This is a genomic window from Streptomyces sp. D2-8, assembly GCF_023184515.1.
Lineage (GTDB): Bacteria > Actinomycetota > Actinomycetes > Streptomycetales > Streptomycetaceae > Streptomyces.
In genome coordinates, this window is record NZ_JAAHBP010000013.1 from 95,983 (window position 1) to 115,824 (window position 19,842).

Below are 19,842 nucleotides of genomic sequence, written 5' to 3' on the forward strand. Positions count from 1 at the left end.
CCCTAGCGCGAGCCCTCGTCTCCCCGGTCTTCTTCCGGCCCCCCGTCCCCCTGGCCCCCCTGTGCCCGCGCGGCGCCGACGCCCGCGCCCGCTCCGATCGCCGTGCCGAAACCGAGGCCCAGGGCCAGGCCCAGGGCGAGGTTGTCGAAGACGGTCATGCCGAGCACCAGGCCTATCGCGGTGCCGAGGGACAGGCCGACCGACAGGCCCGTGGCCAGGGACTTGTCGGCGGGAGCGCCGTCGGCCTCCCCACTGTTCTCCGAGTCTTTCCGCATGCGCTCATCGTCCCATGGCCAGAATTCGCCGGGAATTCACCGGGCGGAAGGGCCCGAAAAGGGCAGGAGCCCCGTCGCCTGGCGGCGCGGGGCTCCTTGGGTACTACAAATCAGACCGGCGTGACGTTCTCAGCCTGCGGGCCCTTCGGACCCTGCGTGACGTCGAAAGACACCTGCTGGTTCTCCTCGAGGGACCGGAATCCGGTCGCGTTGATCGCGGAGTAGTGGACGAAGACGTCGGGGCCGCCGCCCTCCTGGGCGATGAAACCAAAGCCCTTTTCGGCGTTGAACCACTTAACGGTTCCGGTAGCCATAAGCCCTCCTTGGGCCCAAAAGGGTTGCCCTGCTCCAGAACCAGCAAGTGTGAAGATGAATTCCGCACAAGTGCATATGTCTGTGAATGACGAGAGCCCGCGGTCACATGCTCCGCAGGCTCTGTACTGCAAGGGAAACCAAACTGCAACTTGCGACGAGCCTAGCACGCAGCCCCCGGAATGCAATAGGGGTCAAGATCACGTCACCCGAATGTTTGAACAACCCTCGGCCGACTGGCGGTGGGGGCGCCCACGGCAGGCCACACCCCGACGCCGGGGCCGCGCGCCGGTCCGTACGCCATGAGGGCTAGCCTCACGATGTGGACAATCCTCGCACCCGGCCGCGTGTCGGCCACATCCAGTTCCTGAACTGCCTGCCCCTGTACTGGGGGCTCGCGAGAACGGGCACGCTCCTCGACTTCGAGCTCTCCAAGGACACCCCGGAGAAGCTCAGCGAGAAGCTGGTGCAGGGCGAACTCGACATCGGTCCGATCACTCTCGTCGAGTTCCTCCGGCACGCCGACGACCTGGTCGCCTTCCCCGACATCGCCGTCGGCTGCGACGGCCCGGTGATGTCCTGCGTGATCGTCTCGCAGGTCCCGCTGGACCGGCTGGACGGCGCCCGCGTCGCCCTCGGGTCGACCTCCCGCACCTCCGTCCGCCTCGCCCAGCTGCTCCTCGCCGAGCGCTACGGCGTACAGCCGGACTACTACACCTGCCCGCCCGACCTCAGCCTGATGATGCAGGAGGCCGACGCCGCCGTCCTCATCGGCGACGCGGCGCTGCGCGCGAACATGCTCGACGGGCCGCGCTTCGGCCTGGACGTGCACGACCTGGGCGCGCTGTGGAAGGAGTGGACGGGCCTGCCGTTCGTCTTCGCGGTCTGGGCGGCCCGCCGCGACTACCTGGAGCGCGAGCCGGTCATCACCCGCCGGGTGCACGGGGCCTTCCTCGACTCCCGCAACCTCTCCCTGGAGGAGGTCGGCAAGGTCGCCGAGCAGGCCGCCCGCTGGGAGGCCTTCGACGAGGAGACCCTCGCCCGCTACTTCACGACCCTCGACTTCCGCTTCGGCGGCCCGCAGCTCGCGGCCGTCGCCGAGTTCGCCCGGCGGGTCGGCCCGACGACCGGCTTCCCGGCGGACGTGAAGGTGGACCTGCTCCAGCCGTGAGCCGGGCGGTGCTCCCGCACTACTCTGCTGGGGAGTGCAGGCGCACCGGGACCGGAGTCGTCCCCGCTTGCCCACGGGGGAGGGGTGACGCCCATGCGGCCGCTCGACGTCGACGAACCCACCGTCGTGGGGCCCTACCGGCTGCTCGGCCGGCTGGGCTCCGGCGGCATGGGCCGGGTCTACCTGGGCCGCAGCGCCGGTGGCCGTACGGTCGCCGTGAAGATCGTGCATCCGCACTTCGCGCTGGACGAGGAGTTCCGGGCGCGTTTCCGGCGGGAGGTCGAGGCCGCGCGCAGGGTGGGCGGTGCCTGGACGGCGCCCGTCCTGGACGCCGACCCGGGGGCGCGGGTGCCGTGGGTGGCGACGGCCTACGCCGCCGGTCCGTCCCTGTCGGCCGCGGTCACCGACGGCGAACCCCTGCCGGCCCACACGGTACGGGCCCTGGGCGCGGGGCTCGCCGAGGCGCTGGTGGCGGTGCACGAGCTGGGCCTGGTGCACCGGGACGTGAAGCCGTCGAACGTCCTGCTCACCCTCGACGGCCCCCTGCTGATCGACTTCGGGATCGCCCGGGCCACGGACGGCACGGCGTCCCTCACCTCCACCGGCGTGTCCATCGGCTCGCCCGGCTATATGTCGCCCGAGCAGATCCTGGGCCAGGGCGTCACGGGCGCGGCCGACGTCTTCTCGCTGGGCGCGGTCCTCGCGTACGCGGCGACCGGCCGGCCGCCCTTCCCCGGGGACTCCTCCGCCGCCCTGCTCTACAAGGTCGTCCATGAGGAGCCGGAACTTGGCCTGCTGGACGGGGAGTTGCGGAGCCTGACGGCGGCGTGCCTCGCGAAGGACCCGGGCGCGCGGCCCGCCCCCGCGGAGGTGGCCCGCCGGCTGGCCCCCGAGGGCGCGGCCCGGCTGGTGACGGGCGGATGGCTGCCGGGGGCGCTGGTGGAGCAGGTGAGCCGCAGTGCCGTGCAACTGCTGAATCTGGAGGCGACGGGGCCGGGGGCGGGGGCGCCGTCCGGGCCCGTCGGGTTCAGCAGCCCGTCGGTGGGGGTGCCGGAAGCGGGCGGAGGTGAGGGGCTGGGGGTGTTCGGACCGCCGCCGGTCATGCCGCCGCCGGTTCTGCCCACGACGGCCGGGGCACCCGCGTCCCTCCACGCCGCCGTACCCGACCACGCCGCCGTACCCGAACCCCGGGACGGCGATCACCAGCAGGACACCGCCCCGACCTCCGGCCGCCGCCCCGGCAAGGTCTCCGTGTCCGTCGCGGCGACCTCCACGCCTCAGGGCGGCGGGCGGGTGCGGAGGCTGAGCTGCTCCGTGGCGCTGGCGGTCGCGGGGGCGATGGCGGCCGTGACGATCGGGTCGGTGTTCGTGTTCGACCTGCTGCCGGGACGGGGCGGCCAGGACGACGCGGACTCGGGCAGCGGGTCCGACTCGCCTCCGGCGGCGAGTGCGAGCTCCGCCCCCGCCGGTACGGTGCCCGCCGCGTACCTCGGCACCTGGGAGGGCCAGGGCGTCTCCCTCGACGGCAGACTGCCCCTCGGCACATTCCGCGTCACCGTGGAACAGGTCGCCGTCGGCGAGGAGTTGGGCAGGCTCCGCCAGACCGACCAGATCGGCGGCGTCTGCGTCGACGTACTCACCCTGAAGCAGGTGACGAAGAAGGAGCTCGTCGCGACGTCGGTCGGCGCGAAGACCAACCACAGCGGCTGCAACCCGGCGAAGACGACCGTCCACCTCAAGCCGGTGGGCGACGACCTCCAGTACCGGTCGGAGAGCGCGGAGTCGGGGCGCCCTCAGGCCCGGATGTCGAAGGTGGGGTAGGGGGCGCCCCGCGGCTGAGCCCGACCGGCAGGGCGATCAGCAGCGGGGCCGCCGCGAGCGGGGCGACGAGGCCGACGAGGCCGGGGAGCACCACGCAGCCGAAGGCACAGCTCCAGTCCCGCTTCCTCGGCTGGGTCGGCGGCCCGGCCGGTGCTCGGCACCGCGGCGCCGACCCCGCCGCCTTCCTCCGCTTCGGCTTCGCCGAACCCCCGCTCAACGCCTCATCCCGGAATGACGACCGTCCGCAGCTCCCCGTCGCCGAGGTGGAGCATGCCCTTGCCGGGGGCGACCTGGCCGCCGACCATGCTGCGGTTGAGGCGTACGCCGACGAGGTCGCCGCTGGAGGACTCCTGGGGGGAGAGCAGGATGCCGCGGCGGGCCTTCTTCGCGTCGACCTGCCAGCCCGAGAAGCCGCTGCACACATCCTCCTCGTCACCGGCGATGACGAGTGCGAGGCCGCGCTCGGCGCCGCGCGAGACCAGCTTCTTCATCTGGCTCTCGGCGTCACAGTCCTCCAGGATCTCGCCGTCGTCGACGAGGACCGCGATCGGCTCCTCGAGGGACGCCTGGTCGATGAGCTCCTCGAACTCGTCCTCGTCGATGTCGTCATCGGTGAAGACCTTCAGCACGCCGTCCGTACCGTCGAGTTGGCGGAGCGGGGACTGCCGCGGGGCCGCGATGACCAGGCGGGTGCCCTGGGCCAGGAACGAGTGGGCGAAGTTCAGCAGGACCGTCGAGCGGCCCGACTTGGCCGGGCCCGCGATGACGAACGCCGGTACGCCCTCGGCCAGATCGGGGCCGAAGCCGACGATCTCGTCGCCGCCGATGCCGACCAGACCCCACAGACGCGAACGGGACGCGTCCGGGTCGCGCAGCTCCCAGGCCTCCGGGAAGGAGATGCGGCTGGGCAGGCTGTCGACACGGAAGGGGCGTCGCGACCGGGGGACGGCGGCGTCGCGGGCGGCGGCAGCCTCGCCGATCGCCGCCAGCGCCGCGGCCTGACCCTGACCGGTGGTGTCCTCCGCGAGCAGCGCGAACTGCGTCTCCGTACCGAACTCGTTGCGGAACGCACGCCCCGGCGGGATCTCCTCCGGCACCTTGCGCGCCGGGATGCCGATCGACGAGAAGTCGCTGCGGTCGGCGAGCCGCAGACCGTACTTGTCCTCGGTGAGGGTCGCGATACGGCCTACCAGGAGGGTGCGGTCACCCGTCAGGACCAGGTGGATACCGACGCTCGCGCCCTCGCGCATCATCGTCTGCAACTCGTCGGTCAGCGATCCGTGGTCGATCTCGCCGAGGGTGGGCACCCAGCCCTCCCAGCGGTCCAGCAGCACCACGATGTGCGGCAGGCGCTCGTCCTCGGCGACCGACGCCCGCTGCTCGCCGATGTCCGCGAAGCCCTTCTCCGCCAGTGCGTCCTGGCGGCGGCCCATCTCGCCCTTGAGCCGGTTGACCAGCCGCACGACCCGCTCGGTCTGGTTGCGGCCCACGACCGCACCGCAGTGCGGCAGCCGCGTCAGCGCGTTGAGCGCACCGTTGCCGCAGTCGATGCCGTAGAGGTGCACGTCGGCGATGGAGTGCGTACGGGCGATGGAACCGGCGAGGGTGCGCAGCACCTGGGAGCGGCCGCTGCGCGGGGCACCGCCGATCATGAGGTGGCCGAAGGTGGAGAAGTCCACGGCGACCGGGCGGCGCGACTGGCTCGCGGGCAGGTCCTCGATGCCGTACGGGGCCGGCGGCAGCTTGCCGGGGCCACCGGCGAACGCGGGCAGCTCCACGTCGTCCAGCAGCAGCGTCTCGTCCAGGGCGGGCAGCCACGGGCTGTGCTGCGGCGGGATGCCGAGGGAGCTGTTGGCGTCGCGGATGGTGTCGACGAGGACCTTCAGGTCCGTGATCTCCTCGTCCTCACGGGACTCGGCCTTCGGCTTGACCAGCGCCGCCCGGCCCAGGTCCTCCCAGGTCAGCGGGCCCACCCAGGGCATCAGCACGGCAGGGTCGGCGGCGCCGGGCCGGCGGCCACCGACGCGGCCGGACTGGAAGGGCACCAGGGAGGCGTGCCCGAGCCGGGCGTACGCGCGACCCGGGGTGTTCTTGGAGATGTGGCCGGCCTCGGGCGAGTCGATGACGTCCGACGACTCACCGCCGTCCGTCACACGCAGCGCGATACGGAGGTTGGTGTTGGCGCGGATCTCGGGCGAGACGACACCCGACGGGCGCTGTGTGGCCAGCAGCAGGTGAATGCCGAGGGAACGACCACGCTGGGCGATGTTCACGAGCCCCGTGACGAAGTCGGGCAGGTCACGCACCATCGAGGCGAACTCGTCGATGACGATGAGCAGTCGGGGCACCGGCTGGTGCGACGGATCCCGGCGTACCAGGTCCTGGTAGTCCTCGATGTCCTTGGCGTCGGCGGCGGCCAGAATGTGCTCGCGCCGGTGCAGCTCCGCACCCAGCGACTCCAGGGCCCGCTCCACGAGGTGGGCGTCGAGGTCGGTGACCATACCGACGGTGTGCGGCAGGTGCACACAGTCCTTGAAGGCCGCGCCACCCTTGTAGTCGACCAGCACGAACGTCATGTTCTCGGGCGTGTTCGCCACCGCCAGCGCCGCCACGATGGTCTGCAGCAGCTCCGACTTACCCGAACCGGTCGTACCGGCGATCAGACCGTGCGGACCGTCCTTGCGGATGTCGAGGCCGAACGGCCCGTCGTACGACTCACCGATGACGGCCAGCGTCGACTGCCCGCCCATCCGCCAGCGGGCGACGATCGCGTCACTGGTCGGCGGCTCCAGCTGCAGCACGTCCAGCAGCCGGCTCGAACCCGGGAGCGCCGAGTCCTCGGTCTCGCCGCTGATGTCCCGCAGCGGCGACAGCGACCGTGCCAGCCGCAGACACCAGGCGGCGGAGACGAAGTCCGGCCGTACGTCCTTCAGGCGCTCCGCACCGGCCTCCTCGACGCGCAGCCGCAACTGCTCCTGACGTTCGGCCTGTTCAGGCTGGAGCGCGGTGGTGTGCCAGGCCTGGAAGGAGGGGAATCCGCCGGCGACCTGCGGGGACTGCTGCACCTGCTGGGCGGCCGGATCGTACTCCTCGGCCTTCGGCTCGGCCACGACGTACGCCTGGCACTCGCCGGGCAGGAACCGTTCCTCGGCGTCCAGGCAGATGGCGAACATGGACACGGACGGGCCTTCGCGCAGCAGCCGTACGACGCCGGGAAGGGACCGCAGCCGCCGCGACCCGTCCCACACGACGACGATGTCGGGGTCGCTGAAGCTCGAACCGCCCTGCGACTTGTTCTGCTCGGCGGCCTTCTTGCGCGCGTCGAGGATCTGCGTCAGCTCGCCGATGCGGGCGCCCACGGTCTCGGCGTCGGTCCCGATGAGCGCGTTGACGTCCTGCCCGCCGGACGGCCGGGCGTGCGGCAGCCAGCGCACCCAGTCCCAGGACTCCTGCGCGGCGTTGTCGCTCAGCACGTAGAACTGCACGTCCATCGGGCTGTGCAGCGCCGCGGTCTGCGCGACGGCCCAGCGCCCGAGGGAACGGGCGGAGTCGCCGGGCCCTGCCATGCCGACGACACCGAGGGCGCGCAGGTGCAGCGCGACCGGGGCGTCCTCGATCTTCCAGGTCACCTGGCGGCGGTGGTCGTCCTGCTCGGGGTCGTCGAGCACCACCTCGGAGGGCAACTGCCCGGTCCCGAAACGGATCAGAAGGTGGTCGCGGTCGGTGCGCCGCCGCTCCCACAGGCGGGTACGGGGCCCGGTTCCGAGGGCGAGCACGGTCGCCGGGTCGGGTATGGCCTGCCGCCGGTCGTTCCGCTCGGCGACGAGCGCGTCCTGGGCGTCCTTCTCGATCCGCTCCTTCTGCTCCTCGTACTCCTTGACCTGCTTGGCGTGCGACTTACGCCCGTGCTTCTTGTCGTTGTAGTAGTTGGCGAAGAGCAGGATCGGGCTGAGGCCCGCCATGATCAGGTAGTACCAGCGCTGGAAGATCATCACCGACACGACGGCACCGACCAGCGGCGTGAGCGCCATCAGCCAGGGCAGCGGCCTGGCCTCGTACTCACGGGGCGGCGACGGCAGCCGGAAGTTGGTCTGCCGCTCGGGCGGACGCAGCCGCGGGGGGCGGTTGTAGTCGAGACCGACGCCGTCGTCGGACCACTTGAGGGCGGCGTTCGGAGGGGTGTACCGGATGAGTTCGAGAAGGGTGTTGCCGACGGCGATCTGAGCGCCGAGGGGCCACTCGGTGGGACCGTCCTTCTTCTCTTCCTTCTTCTCCTGGTCCTTCTTCTTGCCGCTCTTCTTGCCGCTCGGCTCGTCCTCTTCCTTCTCTGCGAGGGAGGTGCCGTCGAGGGTGACGTGTTCCTTGTCCATGTGCACGGCGACCTGGCAGGTGCCGTCGGTGGCGACGGAGAGGGTGAGGGCCCGGGCGTCGACCTCGGGATCGTCGATCCGGACGTACGACGCCGCCCCGCTGCCGATGTCGTAACGCCCGACGCCGAGCCGGTGCACGAACCCGGCCGCGGGCCCGCCGACGACTCGCAGCTCGACGAGCCCGGTCGGCTCCCCCGGAAGACACCCGGAGGGATCCTGCAGACTGACGACGGCACCCTCGCGCAGGGGCGAGCCGACGACGGTGGCGTGGGGATCGACGGCGTACCCGTCCACGTACACGAGGGGTGCGTTGTTGGCCGGCGCGTGCCGGTGCTGCCCGAGCGGGATGACCTGCGCCCCGCTGTGCCCCACCTGCTTGGCCAGCTCCTGCGCGATGTCCCCCACGGTGGACTCAGGATCGGCATCGAGCACCACGTCGGCGGTGCCACCGCCGTACGGGTCGACGACGGTCAGAGTCAGGCGCACGACTTGTCCTCCCCGTGCCACTGGGCCGGTCGGCCGCTGTGGTGTCTGTTGCTGCGTCCGCTGTGCTGATCGCTGCTGTGCTGATCGCTTCAGTCACGCGGGTCACAGCCGTTAGGGACGATATCCGTTCGGTCCGGCGGCGGGGCAATGGGGAGGCGCCGTGATGTTTCCAATGGCAATGGTGTGCACGCTTTCATGACGGCTCGTTCACAAGCCGGGTATGGGGCACCACAGGCCACACCCGTAAGCTGCTGACGCAAGAGCGGACGATCACACCGGCTGCCACGTGCGGCCGACAACTCGGCTTCCGGGCCGATGAGTCCGCAAACAGGGAGCCACGGGGGTTGGCCCTGCGGCGTTGTGAGAGGGAGCAGCTTCATGGCCAAGGACCTTGATGTCACATATCAGGACATGCGGGATGCAGCCAAGCATGTCGTGAAGGAGAAGGAAAAGCTTCACGAGAAGCTCGACGGCCTCCGCAAGTACATCAGCAACCTTGTGGAGTCGGGCTACGTCACGAAGAGCTCGTCCAAGGCGTTCGACGAGAACTTCGACGAGTTCGTGAAGGGTTCGAAGGACACGCTGGACGGTCTGGACGGCATGGGCGACTACCTGACCATGGCCGCGGACAAGTTCGAGCAGATCGACGAGGAGCTGGCGAAGCAGGCTCGGAGCAAGTGACGTTCTGCTGAGGTCGTGGGCGGTGTGGCGGGGAGCCTCGGCTCTCGCCGCACCGTCCGCACTGGCGCAAGAGTCGATGATGCGGTGCATCCGCGTACGGTTCGCCAGGTGTTGAGAAGCGGTACAACGGGGGGAACATGAGTGATTTGTCGGCCGACTATGAAGTGTTGATGCGAGTTCGGGGCAACCTCGACCACGTAGCGCATTTGATGAAGAAGCCCGGCCGGGACATGGAGAATGTCACCGGTGACGCGATGGGGGTGCCTGAACTCGCCAAGCGCATGGATGAATTCGGCGACGAGTGGTCCTACGGGATCAAGCAGCTGACGAAGTTCTCACAGAAGGCGTCGAAGGCTCTGCTCAAAGTGAAGGAGGCCTTCGAGGAGCTGGATCACGAACTTGCTGAAGCGAACCGGAACCAGGGCAAAGGCGGCAAGGGGGGTGGGAAGTAGTCATGGCCGAAGCGAAGCTGGAAGACTTCCCCGGTCTGGGATTCGTGCCCTGCCCTGGTGATCACACAGTGGCCGACGACGTGGCCAAGTCGGTTCGCAGGACCGCGAAAGCGCTCGATGAGATCAGTCAGGTCCTGCATGGCACGGGGGTCGGCGACTGGAAGGGGAAGGCAGCCGAAGCCTTCCGTGAGAAGTTCGACGATGAGTTCCGCCCGCCCGCGCATGGACGATGCGCGCGACTCGTTCTCCAAGGCCGCCGCGGCTCTGGAGGACTGGGCGGACTACATGGAGCGCAAACAGAGGGACGCGCGGCGGCTGGAGACCCAGGCGGCGGAGGCAGACGATGCGCTGAGCAAGGCGCACAGCAAGGCCGACAAACTCAAGGGCGCCGACGGTGACACCAAGGGTGCGCAGGACCACAAGGACAAGGTCCAGGACGCCAATCGTGCGGTGAACTCCAAGGAACTCGAGCTGGAGGAATTTCGCCGTAAGGGCCGCAGCATGGCGGGCGATTACCGGGAGTACGGCAAGCAGATAGCCGAGCGCCTGAAGAGCGCCATGAACATCGCTCCTGATGAGCCTGGCATATGGGACAAGCTCGGGGACGCGCTCGAGAGCCTGGGCAAGGCGCTCGCGGACCTTCCGGGCCAGGTGAGGGAGCTCCTCTCCGACATCGGCAACTGGATCAAGGCACACGCGGACTGGATCACCGTCGCGGCCTCCGTTGTCGGTGTCATTGCCATCTTCTGCCCGGTGCTCGCTCCGTTGGCTGTCGGGCTGAGCGCGGTCGCGTTCTTCGCGCACGCGGCGGCCTACGGTGTGAGCGGCCTCTTTCCGCCCACCGGCCAGAACATCGGCAACTGGCTTACGTTGGGTGGCGACGCCCTCGGCATGATCCCCGGTGCCGGCGGGGCGTGGGCGGGCTACAAGGCCGCGCGAGCGGCTGGAGGCGTCACCACGGGCAGCAGAGTCGGCATCAAGACGGCCGTTGCTGCGACAAAGAGGCTGGCGAAAGAGGCGGATCCGGTACTTCGTGTAATTGACAAGCCCGTAATGGCAGCCGCCAGCAAGCTGGGGGTTTCGCGGGGTGCTGCCTTGACGGCCACGGAAGGCATTCAGGCTGCCGCGCAAGTGGCGTGGACGGCGCCGACCGCAATCAACGCCTATGAGACGAGTACCGGTAGGTACGACGCCGCTACTTGGGGCACAGGAGTAGCCAATATCGCTACGGGCCACAGCAATGGCAAGTTCGGAGGAGTCGTCGCTGTTGCCAGCGCCGTCGGTCTTGGCGCGTGGGAGTTGACGGACTGATGGTATCCCGAGAAGCGGAGATCAACTCCGAGTCGCCTGAGACCGGCGCATCCTCGGCCGGCGTCGCTGATCTTTGGTTCGATCTTCCCCCAGGGTTCATGGAGTTCGACCTGAATGAGGATGCTGAGGCGCGCATGCTGAGGATGGTTGACGCAGTCGACCCGATCTTCGCAACCGCGACACCGGAGCAGAAACTCAGCCTCATCGTTTCAGGCGAGTACATCCTGCAGACAATGATCGGGGCAGGAGCCGAGCACGTCTCGAGCTGTTTCCTGCGTATGCACGACGGGGAGCTCTCTCAGGGCACACTGTGCGTGCTGATCGAGAGGCCGGACGTGGGCCCGCCACACCAGGACCGGCGAGGTACGGCCAAGCGGACAGCCGTCCAATGGCGTGACATGTACCCGGACGCAGAGGTTGGGCTCGTCATGCTTCCGTACGGGATCGCCGCCATCTGCATATACGAGCAGGATCTGCAGATGCCCGGCGTACTTTTCGGCTTGGACGGCGACGCCATCCCCGTCAAGGTCCGACAGATGCAGGTCTGTCTGCCGTTGAAAACCAGCCCTGGCTCCGCCCTCTTCATCTTCATGAGCCAGGACGTCGATCATTGGGACGAGTACCTCGACGTGCTCAGCGGCATCATGAAGTCGATTTCGGCAGAGGAAACCGTCGATGACAACCGCTCGCAGCCCGACGGACCGGAGTGAGAAGTGATGGGGAGGCAGGTATGAGCGCCGATGTGAATGGCGAGGCGCGAGGCATACGCGCACGGTATCGAATTCCTTTGGCGGTCGGTATCGGCTGTTACGTGCTCGCTGACATCGCAGGGATGTTTCTGCTGGCGGATCACTTCGGTCCTGTTGTCCAGGTGCCTCTGTGGATTGCACACGGAGTCGTTCTGATCATCCTCATCGAGAAACTGGGGGTCGGTCAGTCCAGCCTGTACGCGGCCCTGTTCATCGCCTTCACTTCCGTGCTCTCCGCATATGTCACCGGTGTAGCGCGCGATGATCTCACGCTCCAGTATCGGGGCATCGAGATCACGGCCACCGTCGTCAAGGAACGACTGGACCCGCCCCAGGGACGCAAGGGCCGTAACTCTTACTACACGCTGGAGCGGCAGGACGGTACTCGGGTCCCGGGGCCAGAAATGGAAACAACCTCGGACCTTTACGATGTCGGCCGGGTGCTCACCGTGATTGAGGATCCCAAGGGAGAGCTCCGTCCTCAGACTCCGGGGCAGGCTGACGCGACGGGTGACGTAGTCGGTGCGGGTGCTTTCGCTCTTGCCGCGATCGGTTCCGTCGGTTGGATGACATGGCGAGGATCGGACGCCGCGAGACGCCGGGACGAACAGAAGGGGCCCGGCCGGCTGCGGAAGGTGTACAAGACCGTGACGGGTGACCACTCCACCCAGGCGGAGCAGGAGGAGAAACTACGCCAGGCCCTGCGGACGTACCCGGCCGACCGGCGTGGCTACATCAAGGTGGCCCCGGAGGAATACCCCGACCTGACGCACGGCCGGGCGGCACGGATTGCCTGGGAAACGGGTCTGCGTGCGGAGGCGGTGGGCAACCGGGGGGCTTGGCGCTTCAAGGAGAGCGTCGTCGAGGAGGTGCCGCACGACTGAGTCGCGCTGTGGACGGGGCGAACACGGCGGACAGGCCGAAGAGGTCGACAGGAACGGATCGCGCCTCCCCTTTGCTCACGACCGTTGCGTTCTACGTCCCTGCCCCGGCGACGGTGAGATCACGCGGTCGTGAGGCACAGCGGCGAGAAAAGGGAGGGCGGGTGCGAAGACAGGCCGACGACACGGGAGCCGACCCCCGCATCGGGGCGCGGTACGACGCCTTCGCAAGAGAGGGAAGGGGAAGAGCCGGGCAGCTCAGGGCCGTTAGGGTGGTCGGGGACACGCCCATGAGCTCGCCGATGTGCGTGGGGATCGACACCAGCTTCGGAGCGATCTTGATGCCTGCGTCGATGCCACGTCCCAGGTTGCTCATCGGGTCGATTGACCAGCGGTTTCCACCAGCCAGGTTGATTATGCGGGTGCCGGCCCACTGGCCCTTGTGGACGGTCTGCTCGGCGACCAGCGTCATACGTCCCATGAGACCCTCGGCCTTGATCAGGCCGCCGTGCTTGAGGCCCCACAATCCGATGTTCTTACCCTTGAAGGTGTAGTTCACGGCTCCCGCGACGTTGTCGCCCAAACCGACGATGTTCCGCCCGATCGTCGTGACGCCACGGGTCCCTCTGCCAAGTTGCGCCGCCCGCGCTACCGCGGCCGCGCCGTCGGCGGCCTTGACCCCCTTGGCGAACGCGCTGATGCCTGGAATAGCCCCGAGAGCGTCAAGGCCAACGTTGAACCAACTGACGTCGGCCCCGCCTGCCTTGGCCATCAGGTGGCTGAGCAGGGCGATACCGCTGGTCACAGCCGCAGCCGTGGCAAAGATGGCGCCCAGGGGCGGGAAAGGCATGGTGATGATGGCCAGCATGCCCAGGATGCCGCTCAGGTCTCCCACCAGGTCACCGATCGTCTTGAAGAGATCGGCGTTGTCGTGGAGCCAGCCCTTGGCGTCGTCCCAGAAGCTGTCCTCGATGGCGTCATCGAGTTCATCGCGGATTTTGTCGGCCCAGTGCGAGGCGCGCTCGTCACGCTCTGACGTGATCCGGCTGAGCTGCAGACGATACTCACCTGCTCGTGTTCGGATGGGTGGCGTTCCTGAAAGCACCACGGCATCGGGGCAGTCGTCGCTCAGAGGGCGGCGCTCAGGTCGCGAGCTCGACTTCTCCGCAGCCTTCGGGCGCGACTACTCAACGGTGTTGTTCTGAGCTGCTGGTCTCCATCCCATTCCGTTCCTGGTGTTGCTCGCTGTCAGGAACCCGACGAGACCTTGTAGAGCCGTACGGTGGCGGCGATCTTCCGTACCGTCGCTTCCGGTACCTCGTCGGACACGCCCTTGGCGCCGAAGAACGACCAGGAAGTCAGGTCTCCTTGGGTGTTCTTGAAGGCGAAGGTCCATGCCTTGCCGTCCGTCGAACACTTCTGCGTCTTCTTCACGTCCACGGACCAGGCGGCTCCCAGGCTCCCCTTGATGCCGGAGTTCGTGGTGAACGGCTCCACCTCGCCCGGTCTCACCTTGGTCTTGTCGGGTTGGGTGAATTGCCCGTACACCCAGGTCTCGGGGTCGGAGCCGGCGATCTCCTCGCTACTCCGAGCGCCGTTGTTGCCCCTGGAACCTGCGACGGCCAACGGCGTGTGCTCCACGGTGCCGTCCTTGTCCTCGTCCGAGGAGCACCATTGTTCCTTCAAGTACGCGGGGGCGCGCATACCGATCAGTGGGGTGTCTTCCGGGTCGTCGTTCTCGGAGACATACGTGACCCAGTCAGTGGACTGGCGCGCCCACTGCGGTGGCACGTCGAACGCGATTCCCTGGCTCGGGTTCACCACCACCTGCCAGCCCTTGACCGTGGCGGCCACGGTGTCCATGTCCCGAGAGTTGTCCGGACTCGCCGGCGGGGAAGTTGCCTTGGTGGGGTCGGTGCCTGCCCGGTCGTTCTCACCGCTGCCGAGTAGGACGAAGCCGGTTGCGATCGCCGCTGCTACGACGGCTGTTGCCGCGATGGCGGCGACGATGGTGCTGCGGCTCCGCCCGCCGCTCGGCGGCCGAGGAACCGGCATTCCGGCCTGGGGCGGGGGCGCGTTCGACGCCTGCGGCTGCTGGAATGGGCTCGGCTGATGGTATCCGGGCTGCAGATACGGATTCGACGGCTGCTGCTGCGGTTCCTGCCCGCCCTCAGGCGGCTGCTTTCCTGGCCACATGCGGCGTAACGATACGATGATCAGCGCCGGAATGCGGCCCGTCGAGACGGGCGGACTGCCCAGTACAGGGCGTCCGTCGGCAGGTTCCCTGCCGGAACTCCAGCCGGTGGGCCAGCAGGAAGCGTATGCGTGACGGTGGTGCCCTGGGAGCCGTTCCGTCTTTCGCCGCCGAGGGCTCGGCATGCGTGCAGCGGTGGGCGTGTACAGGGCACCTCCGGCTGCCTGGACGGCAGCCCGCAGGTGATTCCGAAGGTGCGGTTCGGGACGTCGTCGCCGACGCCGGTCCGGGTGCGGTTCTCGGCATCTCGGGCAGGTACAAGTTGTGTGGGGCCGGACCAGAGGGACAGTCAGCCCGAGCCGGCCGTCACAGTGATCCGCTCGACGAAAGCATCGATGTCGTCCATGGCACCAAGTACCCGGCGCGGGTCCGGGGCTGCGACGATGACCACCACGTCGCAGCCCGCCTCCTGGCTGCGCCAGGCGTAGCGCACACCCGCGACGATCGTGCAGTTCTCCTCCGTCTGAGTGTCGCGCAGGGACCGCAGGCCGGTACCGAGAGCCTCGGTGGTGAAGTTCTCCATAACCGGCTCCTCCACGAGGGCCGGATCGTCCGTGGCGACCAGTTCCCGGCAAGGTCTCGTCGCGATCGTCCTCCGCCTCGACGGAGGCGACGTAGACAGGGAGCGGCATGAGGCGAGGGTCCGGCAGGTGGAGGTAGACGTCGAAGCCGGGGTGACTTCGCGGGAACTGTTCCGAGCAGGCTTGCAGGGTGGCGGCCAGGCCCTTGAGGCCCTTGCGGCTCGGCTTGAAGTCGCTGTCGCCCCACCATGCTTCGGACATATAGCCACCCCATTCCCGTGGCCCCTTCCAGGGGTTCCCTCCCATGAATCCGGGATTCTCTCCACGGGTCAGTGTCGTAGTCCACATATGGCCAGCTCATGAACGACTCCAACGATAGGTGCTCATCATCGCGTCGAACAGTTCCACAAAGAGGTCGGCAATCTCGCCCTCGGGGTCACCCGCCCCGAGTGTGGAGAAGACGACGCCGACCCAGCGGCCCTGATCGCCAGGTACGAGGACGACGTACTCGACACGACGCGATCCCAGCTCTCCGCCGCCCGGGGGCATCGGCGGCCACCGTCCGCTCCGTCCGGACGCCGCGACACCATGTCGACCTCGACGACACTCGTCTCACCGTCCCGCCCGGGTGCCTCGACAAGACGGCGCGCCACGGCTGCGCGGACCGACTGTTTGAAAACTGTGCCCTCGATCCCCAGTCGGCGCCGTACAACCTGGCGACCCGAGTTTCGCGCGCTCCGACGCCGGCATGGAACCCGGCTTGTTCCAAGCGGGAGCATCGCCCTGAGCGCCGACCCCAACCGCAAGATCACAGCGACACGTTGATAATCTGCAAACCTATAGTCGATGTGTCGGCGTAAAGGTGGTGGGGGAGGGGGCATGAGCGATCAGCAAGCGGACATTGATCGAATCAAGGAATGTTCCAGGGCATTGAAGCGCATTCGCGACACTTTCGCAGATCGAGGCAACCCGGCCGAGAGCTTCGGTGTCGATGAGATCGGCTCCCAGAACATCCTGGACGCCTTTGATGAATTCGGCAGCAACTGGAAGATCCACCGCAAGCGGCTCACCGAAGAACTGGAGAAGCTGCACGGGGTCACCAAGGCGGCAGCAGAGTCGTACGAGAAGATCGACCATGAACTTGCCGAGGTTCTGCGGGCGGAGGACAGGAACACGACGGAAGGGGCGAAGAAATGACGAGTCGCCCTGCTGCCCACCGCTGGGCGGTACTCGACGAGACGCGTGATCCGGTACCCGGCGACCCGTACGAGGTTGCGCGGCTCGGCCGGCAACTGCGCAAGACCGCCGAGGCCATCGAGAAGGAAGCCCGTGAGATCAAGGCGCTGGCCTCCGTCGAGAACTGGAAGAGCAAGGCAGCCACCGAGTTCCGGGCCACGGCCGAAGGAGCAGGCGACAAACTGCGCAGGGCGTTCAAGCGCTACGACGAGGCTGCGACGGCCCTCGGGACGCAGGTGCGGGAAGGCGTGTGCAGCAACGAGTACGCTTCGGAGTTGCATCGTGCTCAACAGATGGCCGACAAGGCCCTTCATGACGCCGAAGCGGCCCATGACGATCTGACGTCTGCTCAGCGATCACTTGACGGCCAGCCTGACGACACGCCGAAAGACGATGCGGACACCAGGAAATACAACCGGCAGAGGGAGCAGGCGTCCTCGTCTTTGTCGGCTGCGAAGAACGCGCTCGAAGCCGCCAAGGGAATCCGCGACCGTGCCGCGAAACTGGCGGCTGACGCCATTTACGACGTCATCGAGGGCGATGGGCTGAAGGATGGCTGGAAGGACAAGTTCAAGAACTGGGTTCACGAGAACTCGGGTTGGCTTGGCGAAATCTCCAAGTGGGCCGGGCGCATCGCACTGTGGGCGGGTGTGGCGGCACTGGCATTGGGATGGATACCCGTCATCGGACAGGCCATCGCCGCCATCGCCACGACGATAGCCCTCGTGGCCAGCGTGGTCGCGCTCGCCACGGACCTGGTGCTCGCCCTGGGAGGCGAGGGGAGCTGGAAGTCGGTGTTCCTGGACGCCGTGGGCCTTGCGACCTTCGGCCTCGGGCGTGCGGCCATGGCGGGAGCCAAGGGTGTAGCAGCCGGGAGCAAGGCGCTGGCGCGCAGCAACCTGTTCAAACAGGCAGTCGCCTCGGGCGTGAAGACAAACAAGGCATGGACGATCGCCAACAGGGGTGCTCAGGGAGCGATTCGAGGGAGGGAATCGGCCCGCGCGCTAGCCGCCATGCCGAAAGGGAAGCTCCCCTCCTGGAGCAATATCAAGGAGGGCTTCAACCCCGTCTCCATGTACCGGGATACCGTTGGTGGTGTGAAATCGATCAGCCAGGCATTCTCTAAGCAGGGATGGCGGGACGGGATCACGGGAATGGCCGTTCCTCGTTCAGCGGGGACCCTCGACCCTGATCTGGCCAGGGTGGCCAAAGACCTCAACGGAATCGCGCCGGATGCGCTGAAGATGCCGGCTGTCAGTAGTGCCCTGGGCAACTTCGGAGGACAGACAAACGTCTGGGCGGGAGCCACTGCTGCAGGAGTAGTCGCTGGTGCTGAGGGCGCTTATGGCGGGGTGACCTCTCTGTACGGCATGGTTGCCCGATGATCCCCGAGCCCGCCCTCAGACCGGCCGCTTCGCGTGGCCCCGGTCTGGAACTCTGCCACCGGTCCCGGCTGTTCCTGGACGACGGCGACCTCGTACTGCAGACGCGCCGGCGCAGGTTCCACTTCCCGGTCGGCGACGGTGGGATCGCCCGTGCCGTCTTCATCGATGTGCCCGGTGCCGACAAGGAACGCATGGGGCCGGCGATACCTGGTTCCTGGGGCGAGCTCCAGCTACAGGACCACGAGGGAGCACTGGTCGGCTGGTTCGACATGGAGGACTGGTTGCCGGAGTCCCCTTCGTTGCCGCAGCGGTCCGTACAGGGCGAGCAGTTGCTCAGTCGCACGGGCGTGGCGGCACTGCTGAAGGCCGCGGGCATCCCTCTCCATGTGGTACGAGACCGGAACGATCCTCTGGTGTCCAAGAAGGCACGGCGCGGACGTGGACGGGGCAGGTCTCTCAGCCCCGGAAGTGCCTTCCCTCTGTGGTACTGGGCGACGCGTGCGGCTGCGGGCCTCGTCTGGTTCGCCCTGTTCAGCGTGATCGTTTTCTCCGATACGGCGAACCCCTGGGCCATCCTCCCGCTGTCGGCAGCTGCCTTCGTCGCGCCGCTGACGCGTCTGGCCCTCCGTGGGTGGACTCGGCTGCGTCTCAGGGGATACAGCCCTTCTGTGCGGGAGCGCATCAAACCTGCGCCGGCCAGTGGGCTGGGAGTAACGGTCAGGTTCTACAGGGACACCGAGCTGCGGGTGCAGGATCGTGACCTCGTCCTGCGAGACATCAGCGGGCAGGAGTTCTGGTTGCCGTTGACGGGCCCGCATGCCGTGACCTCTCTGGTCCTTGCGCGCGACAGGGAGGGCACGGCGCTGGGAGCCGAACTTCGAGGCGCTGACGAGCAGCTGCGTGCCGTCCTCCCGTGGCGCCTGTGGTTCGGGGGCAAGAACGGTGACGATGGCTGGTCCCGGCTGCGGCAAGCCACCGGACTGCGCTCCACAGAACGCCGTCTCAGCGGGAAGGTCAGCTGGCCCAAGGGGCCGACGCTCGGTGCGCAACTGCTGCCCGTGTCCCGCCGTGATGCGCGCGGCATGTCACGCTTTCCCAGCACCATTGCCGGTGTTTCCTCCACCGTTGTCATGGCCTTCGGTTCCTTCTTCTCCGTTACCCAGGGCCTGCGGATCGAGGACACGTATCCATCTGCGGCGACGGCCGCAGTTCTCATGGGCGTACTCGGAGGCTTTCTGCAAGCGGCTCCGTATCTCATTCACCAACTGCGCAGTCGGCTCCGGCTCGACCGGCCGGCCACGGAACAGACACCTGCGGGGAGCGCTGTATGACCAGGCCTCGGGAGACCACAGAGACCACACCTCCAGGCGACTACCGCCTCCTGCTTCCTGACGGCTGGTTCCAGATACCTCTGGACCCCGAACAGCGCGACAAGTCGATCGACGCTCTCGTAGAGCGTCAGTTTCGCGGGATCGATGATGCGCCGCACCTCAAGGATGGGCTCCGGAAGGACCTGCGGCGCCGTGCCACCAGGGCATACCGCAGCGGTGGCATTGAGCTGTACCTCAGCCTCCAGGAAGTCGGCCCCTTCACCATCCCCGCTTCGTTGCTGGTCACCTTGGCACCACTTCGCCATCCGGAGGCGTTGCCGCTCCAAGTCCTGGCGCAGGCACTGGCCAGGGACGGAGAGGGAGCCGTGAGTATCGAAGAACTGCACTCGGGTACTGCCGTTCGCGTCCGTAAGCTGACGCCACAGGGTGATGACGAAACCTCGGAGAGCTCGCACAATTCCCTCTCCGTGGACTATCACCTCCCTGTCCCCGGCGCGATGGCGTTCCTGCTGCTCACCTTCTCCACTCCGCTGGAGCCCATCGCCGACGCGATGGCCGAACTCTTCGACGCGATCGCCGACTCCCTGACCTGGACGGAGTGACCAA

Annotated in this window: 17 protein-coding genes and 1 pseudogene; 12 read left to right on the forward strand and 6 right to left on the reverse strand. The window is 67.7% G+C overall.

The window, feature by feature from the left end:
• Positions 1-2: 2 nt before the first annotated feature.
• The gene (locus G3I77_RS23060) at positions 3-275 is read right to left on the reverse strand and encodes a hypothetical protein (protein ID WP_248506714.1); all 273 of its coding nucleotides are present in this window, start codon (positions 273-275) and stop codon (positions 3-5) included.
• Between the two features lie 110 nt (positions 276-385).
• Complete coding sequence (locus G3I77_RS23065; protein ID WP_004984723.1) at positions 386-589, reverse strand: cold-shock protein; 204 nt, start codon at positions 587-589, stop codon at positions 386-388.
• A gap of 320 nt (positions 590-909) precedes the next feature.
• On the opposite strand from G3I77_RS23065, the gene G3I77_RS23070 reads away from it, so the two are divergent.
• The gene (locus G3I77_RS23070) at positions 910-1,758 is read left to right on the forward strand and encodes a menaquinone biosynthesis protein (RefSeq protein ID WP_248506716.1); all 849 of its coding nucleotides are present in this window, start codon (positions 910-912) and stop codon (positions 1,756-1,758) included.
• A 93-nt stretch (positions 1,759-1,851) separates the two neighbouring features.
• Positions 1,852-3,579: a serine/threonine-protein kinase gene (locus G3I77_RS23075; RefSeq protein WP_248506718.1), complete on the forward strand. Its 1,728-nt coding sequence runs from the start codon at positions 1,852-1,854 to the stop codon at positions 3,577-3,579.
• Positions 3,580-3,800: 221 nt separating this feature from the next.
• On the opposite strand, the gene G3I77_RS23080 is transcribed toward G3I77_RS23075, so the two are convergent.
• On the reverse strand, positions 3,801-8,435 hold the full coding sequence (locus G3I77_RS23080) for an FtsK/SpoIIIE domain-containing protein (protein ID WP_248506720.1): 4,635 nt from the start codon (positions 8,433-8,435) through the stop codon (positions 3,801-3,803).
• Between the two features lie 378 nt (positions 8,436-8,813).
• Between G3I77_RS23080 and G3I77_RS23085 the strand changes: the two genes are divergently transcribed.
• The 6 genes and pseudogenes from G3I77_RS23085 (at position 8,814) to G3I77_RS23105 (ending at position 12,512) form a co-directional block, all read left to right on the forward strand.
• The gene (locus G3I77_RS23085; RefSeq protein ID WP_248506722.1) at positions 8,814-9,116 is read left to right on the forward strand and encodes a WXG100 family type VII secretion target; all 303 of its coding nucleotides are present in this window, start codon (positions 8,814-8,816) and stop codon (positions 9,114-9,116) included.
• A gap of 137 nt (positions 9,117-9,253) precedes the next feature.
• Positions 9,254-9,568 (forward strand): hypothetical protein, encoded by a 315-nt coding sequence (locus G3I77_RS23090; protein ID WP_248506724.1) that lies wholly within the window; start codon positions 9,254-9,256, stop codon positions 9,566-9,568.
• Between the two features lie 2 nt (positions 9,569-9,570).
• Positions 9,571-9,714 (forward strand): annotated as a pseudogene (locus tag G3I77_RS41255) (hypothetical protein); the annotation flags it as partial.
• 55 nt (positions 9,715-9,769) lie between these two features.
• Positions 9,770-10,879: a hypothetical protein gene (locus G3I77_RS23095; protein WP_248506726.1), complete on the forward strand. Its 1,110-nt coding sequence runs from the start codon at positions 9,770-9,772 to the stop codon at positions 10,877-10,879.
• Positions 10,879-11,589, forward strand: coding sequence for a hypothetical protein (locus G3I77_RS23100; RefSeq protein ID WP_248506728.1), 711 nt, complete (start codon positions 10,879-10,881; stop codon positions 11,587-11,589). Before G3I77_RS23095 ends, G3I77_RS23100 begins: the two co-directional genes overlap by 1 nt.
• A 20-nt stretch (positions 11,590-11,609) precedes the next feature.
• The gene (locus tag G3I77_RS23105; protein ID WP_248506730.1) at positions 11,610-12,512 is read left to right on the forward strand and encodes a hypothetical protein; all 903 of its coding nucleotides are present in this window, start codon (positions 11,610-11,612) and stop codon (positions 12,510-12,512) included.
• 91 nt (positions 12,513-12,603) lie between these two features.
• On the opposite strand, the gene G3I77_RS23110 is transcribed toward G3I77_RS23105, so the two are convergent.
• The 3 genes from G3I77_RS23110 to G3I77_RS23120 all read right to left on the reverse strand — a co-directional run bounded on the left by G3I77_RS23110 (position 12,604) and on the right by G3I77_RS23120 (position 15,286).
• Positions 12,604-13,617: a hypothetical protein gene (locus G3I77_RS23110; protein ID WP_248506732.1), complete on the reverse strand. Its 1,014-nt coding sequence runs from the start codon at positions 13,615-13,617 to the stop codon at positions 12,604-12,606.
• A gap of 140 nt (positions 13,618-13,757) precedes the next feature.
• The gene (locus tag G3I77_RS23115; RefSeq protein WP_248506734.1) at positions 13,758-14,705 is read right to left on the reverse strand and encodes a hypothetical protein; all 948 of its coding nucleotides are present in this window, start codon (positions 14,703-14,705) and stop codon (positions 13,758-13,760) included.
• A gap of 347 nt (positions 14,706-15,052) precedes the next feature.
• Positions 15,053-15,286 (reverse strand): hypothetical protein, encoded by a 234-nt coding sequence (locus G3I77_RS23120; RefSeq protein ID WP_248506736.1) that lies wholly within the window; start codon positions 15,284-15,286, stop codon positions 15,053-15,055.
• An 877-nt stretch (positions 15,287-16,163) separates the two neighbouring features.
• Between G3I77_RS23120 and G3I77_RS23125 the strand changes: the two genes are divergently transcribed.
• From G3I77_RS23125 to G3I77_RS23140, 4 genes are read left to right on the forward strand one after another with little or no spacing between them, the layout of a single operon-like run.
• Positions 16,164-16,481 carry a hypothetical protein gene (locus G3I77_RS23125; protein WP_248506738.1) on the forward strand — a complete coding sequence of 106 codons (318 nt, stop codon included), beginning with the start codon at positions 16,164-16,166 and terminating at the stop codon, positions 16,479-16,481.
• Positions 16,478-17,905: a hypothetical protein gene (locus tag G3I77_RS23130; protein WP_248506740.1), complete on the forward strand. Its 1,428-nt coding sequence runs from the start codon at positions 16,478-16,480 to the stop codon at positions 17,903-17,905. Before G3I77_RS23125 ends, G3I77_RS23130 begins: the two co-directional genes overlap by 4 nt.
• Entirely contained in the window at positions 17,902-19,236 is a 1,335-nt protein-coding gene (locus G3I77_RS23135) for a hypothetical protein (RefSeq protein ID WP_248506741.1), read from the forward strand. The genes G3I77_RS23130 and G3I77_RS23135 overlap by 4 nt, the downstream gene beginning before the upstream one ends.
• A complete protein-coding gene (locus tag G3I77_RS23140) occupies positions 19,233-19,838 on the forward strand; it encodes a hypothetical protein (RefSeq protein ID WP_248506742.1) in 606 nt (201 codons plus the stop codon). Before G3I77_RS23135 ends, G3I77_RS23140 begins: the two co-directional genes overlap by 4 nt.
• Positions 19,839-19,842 lie beyond the last annotated feature (4 nt).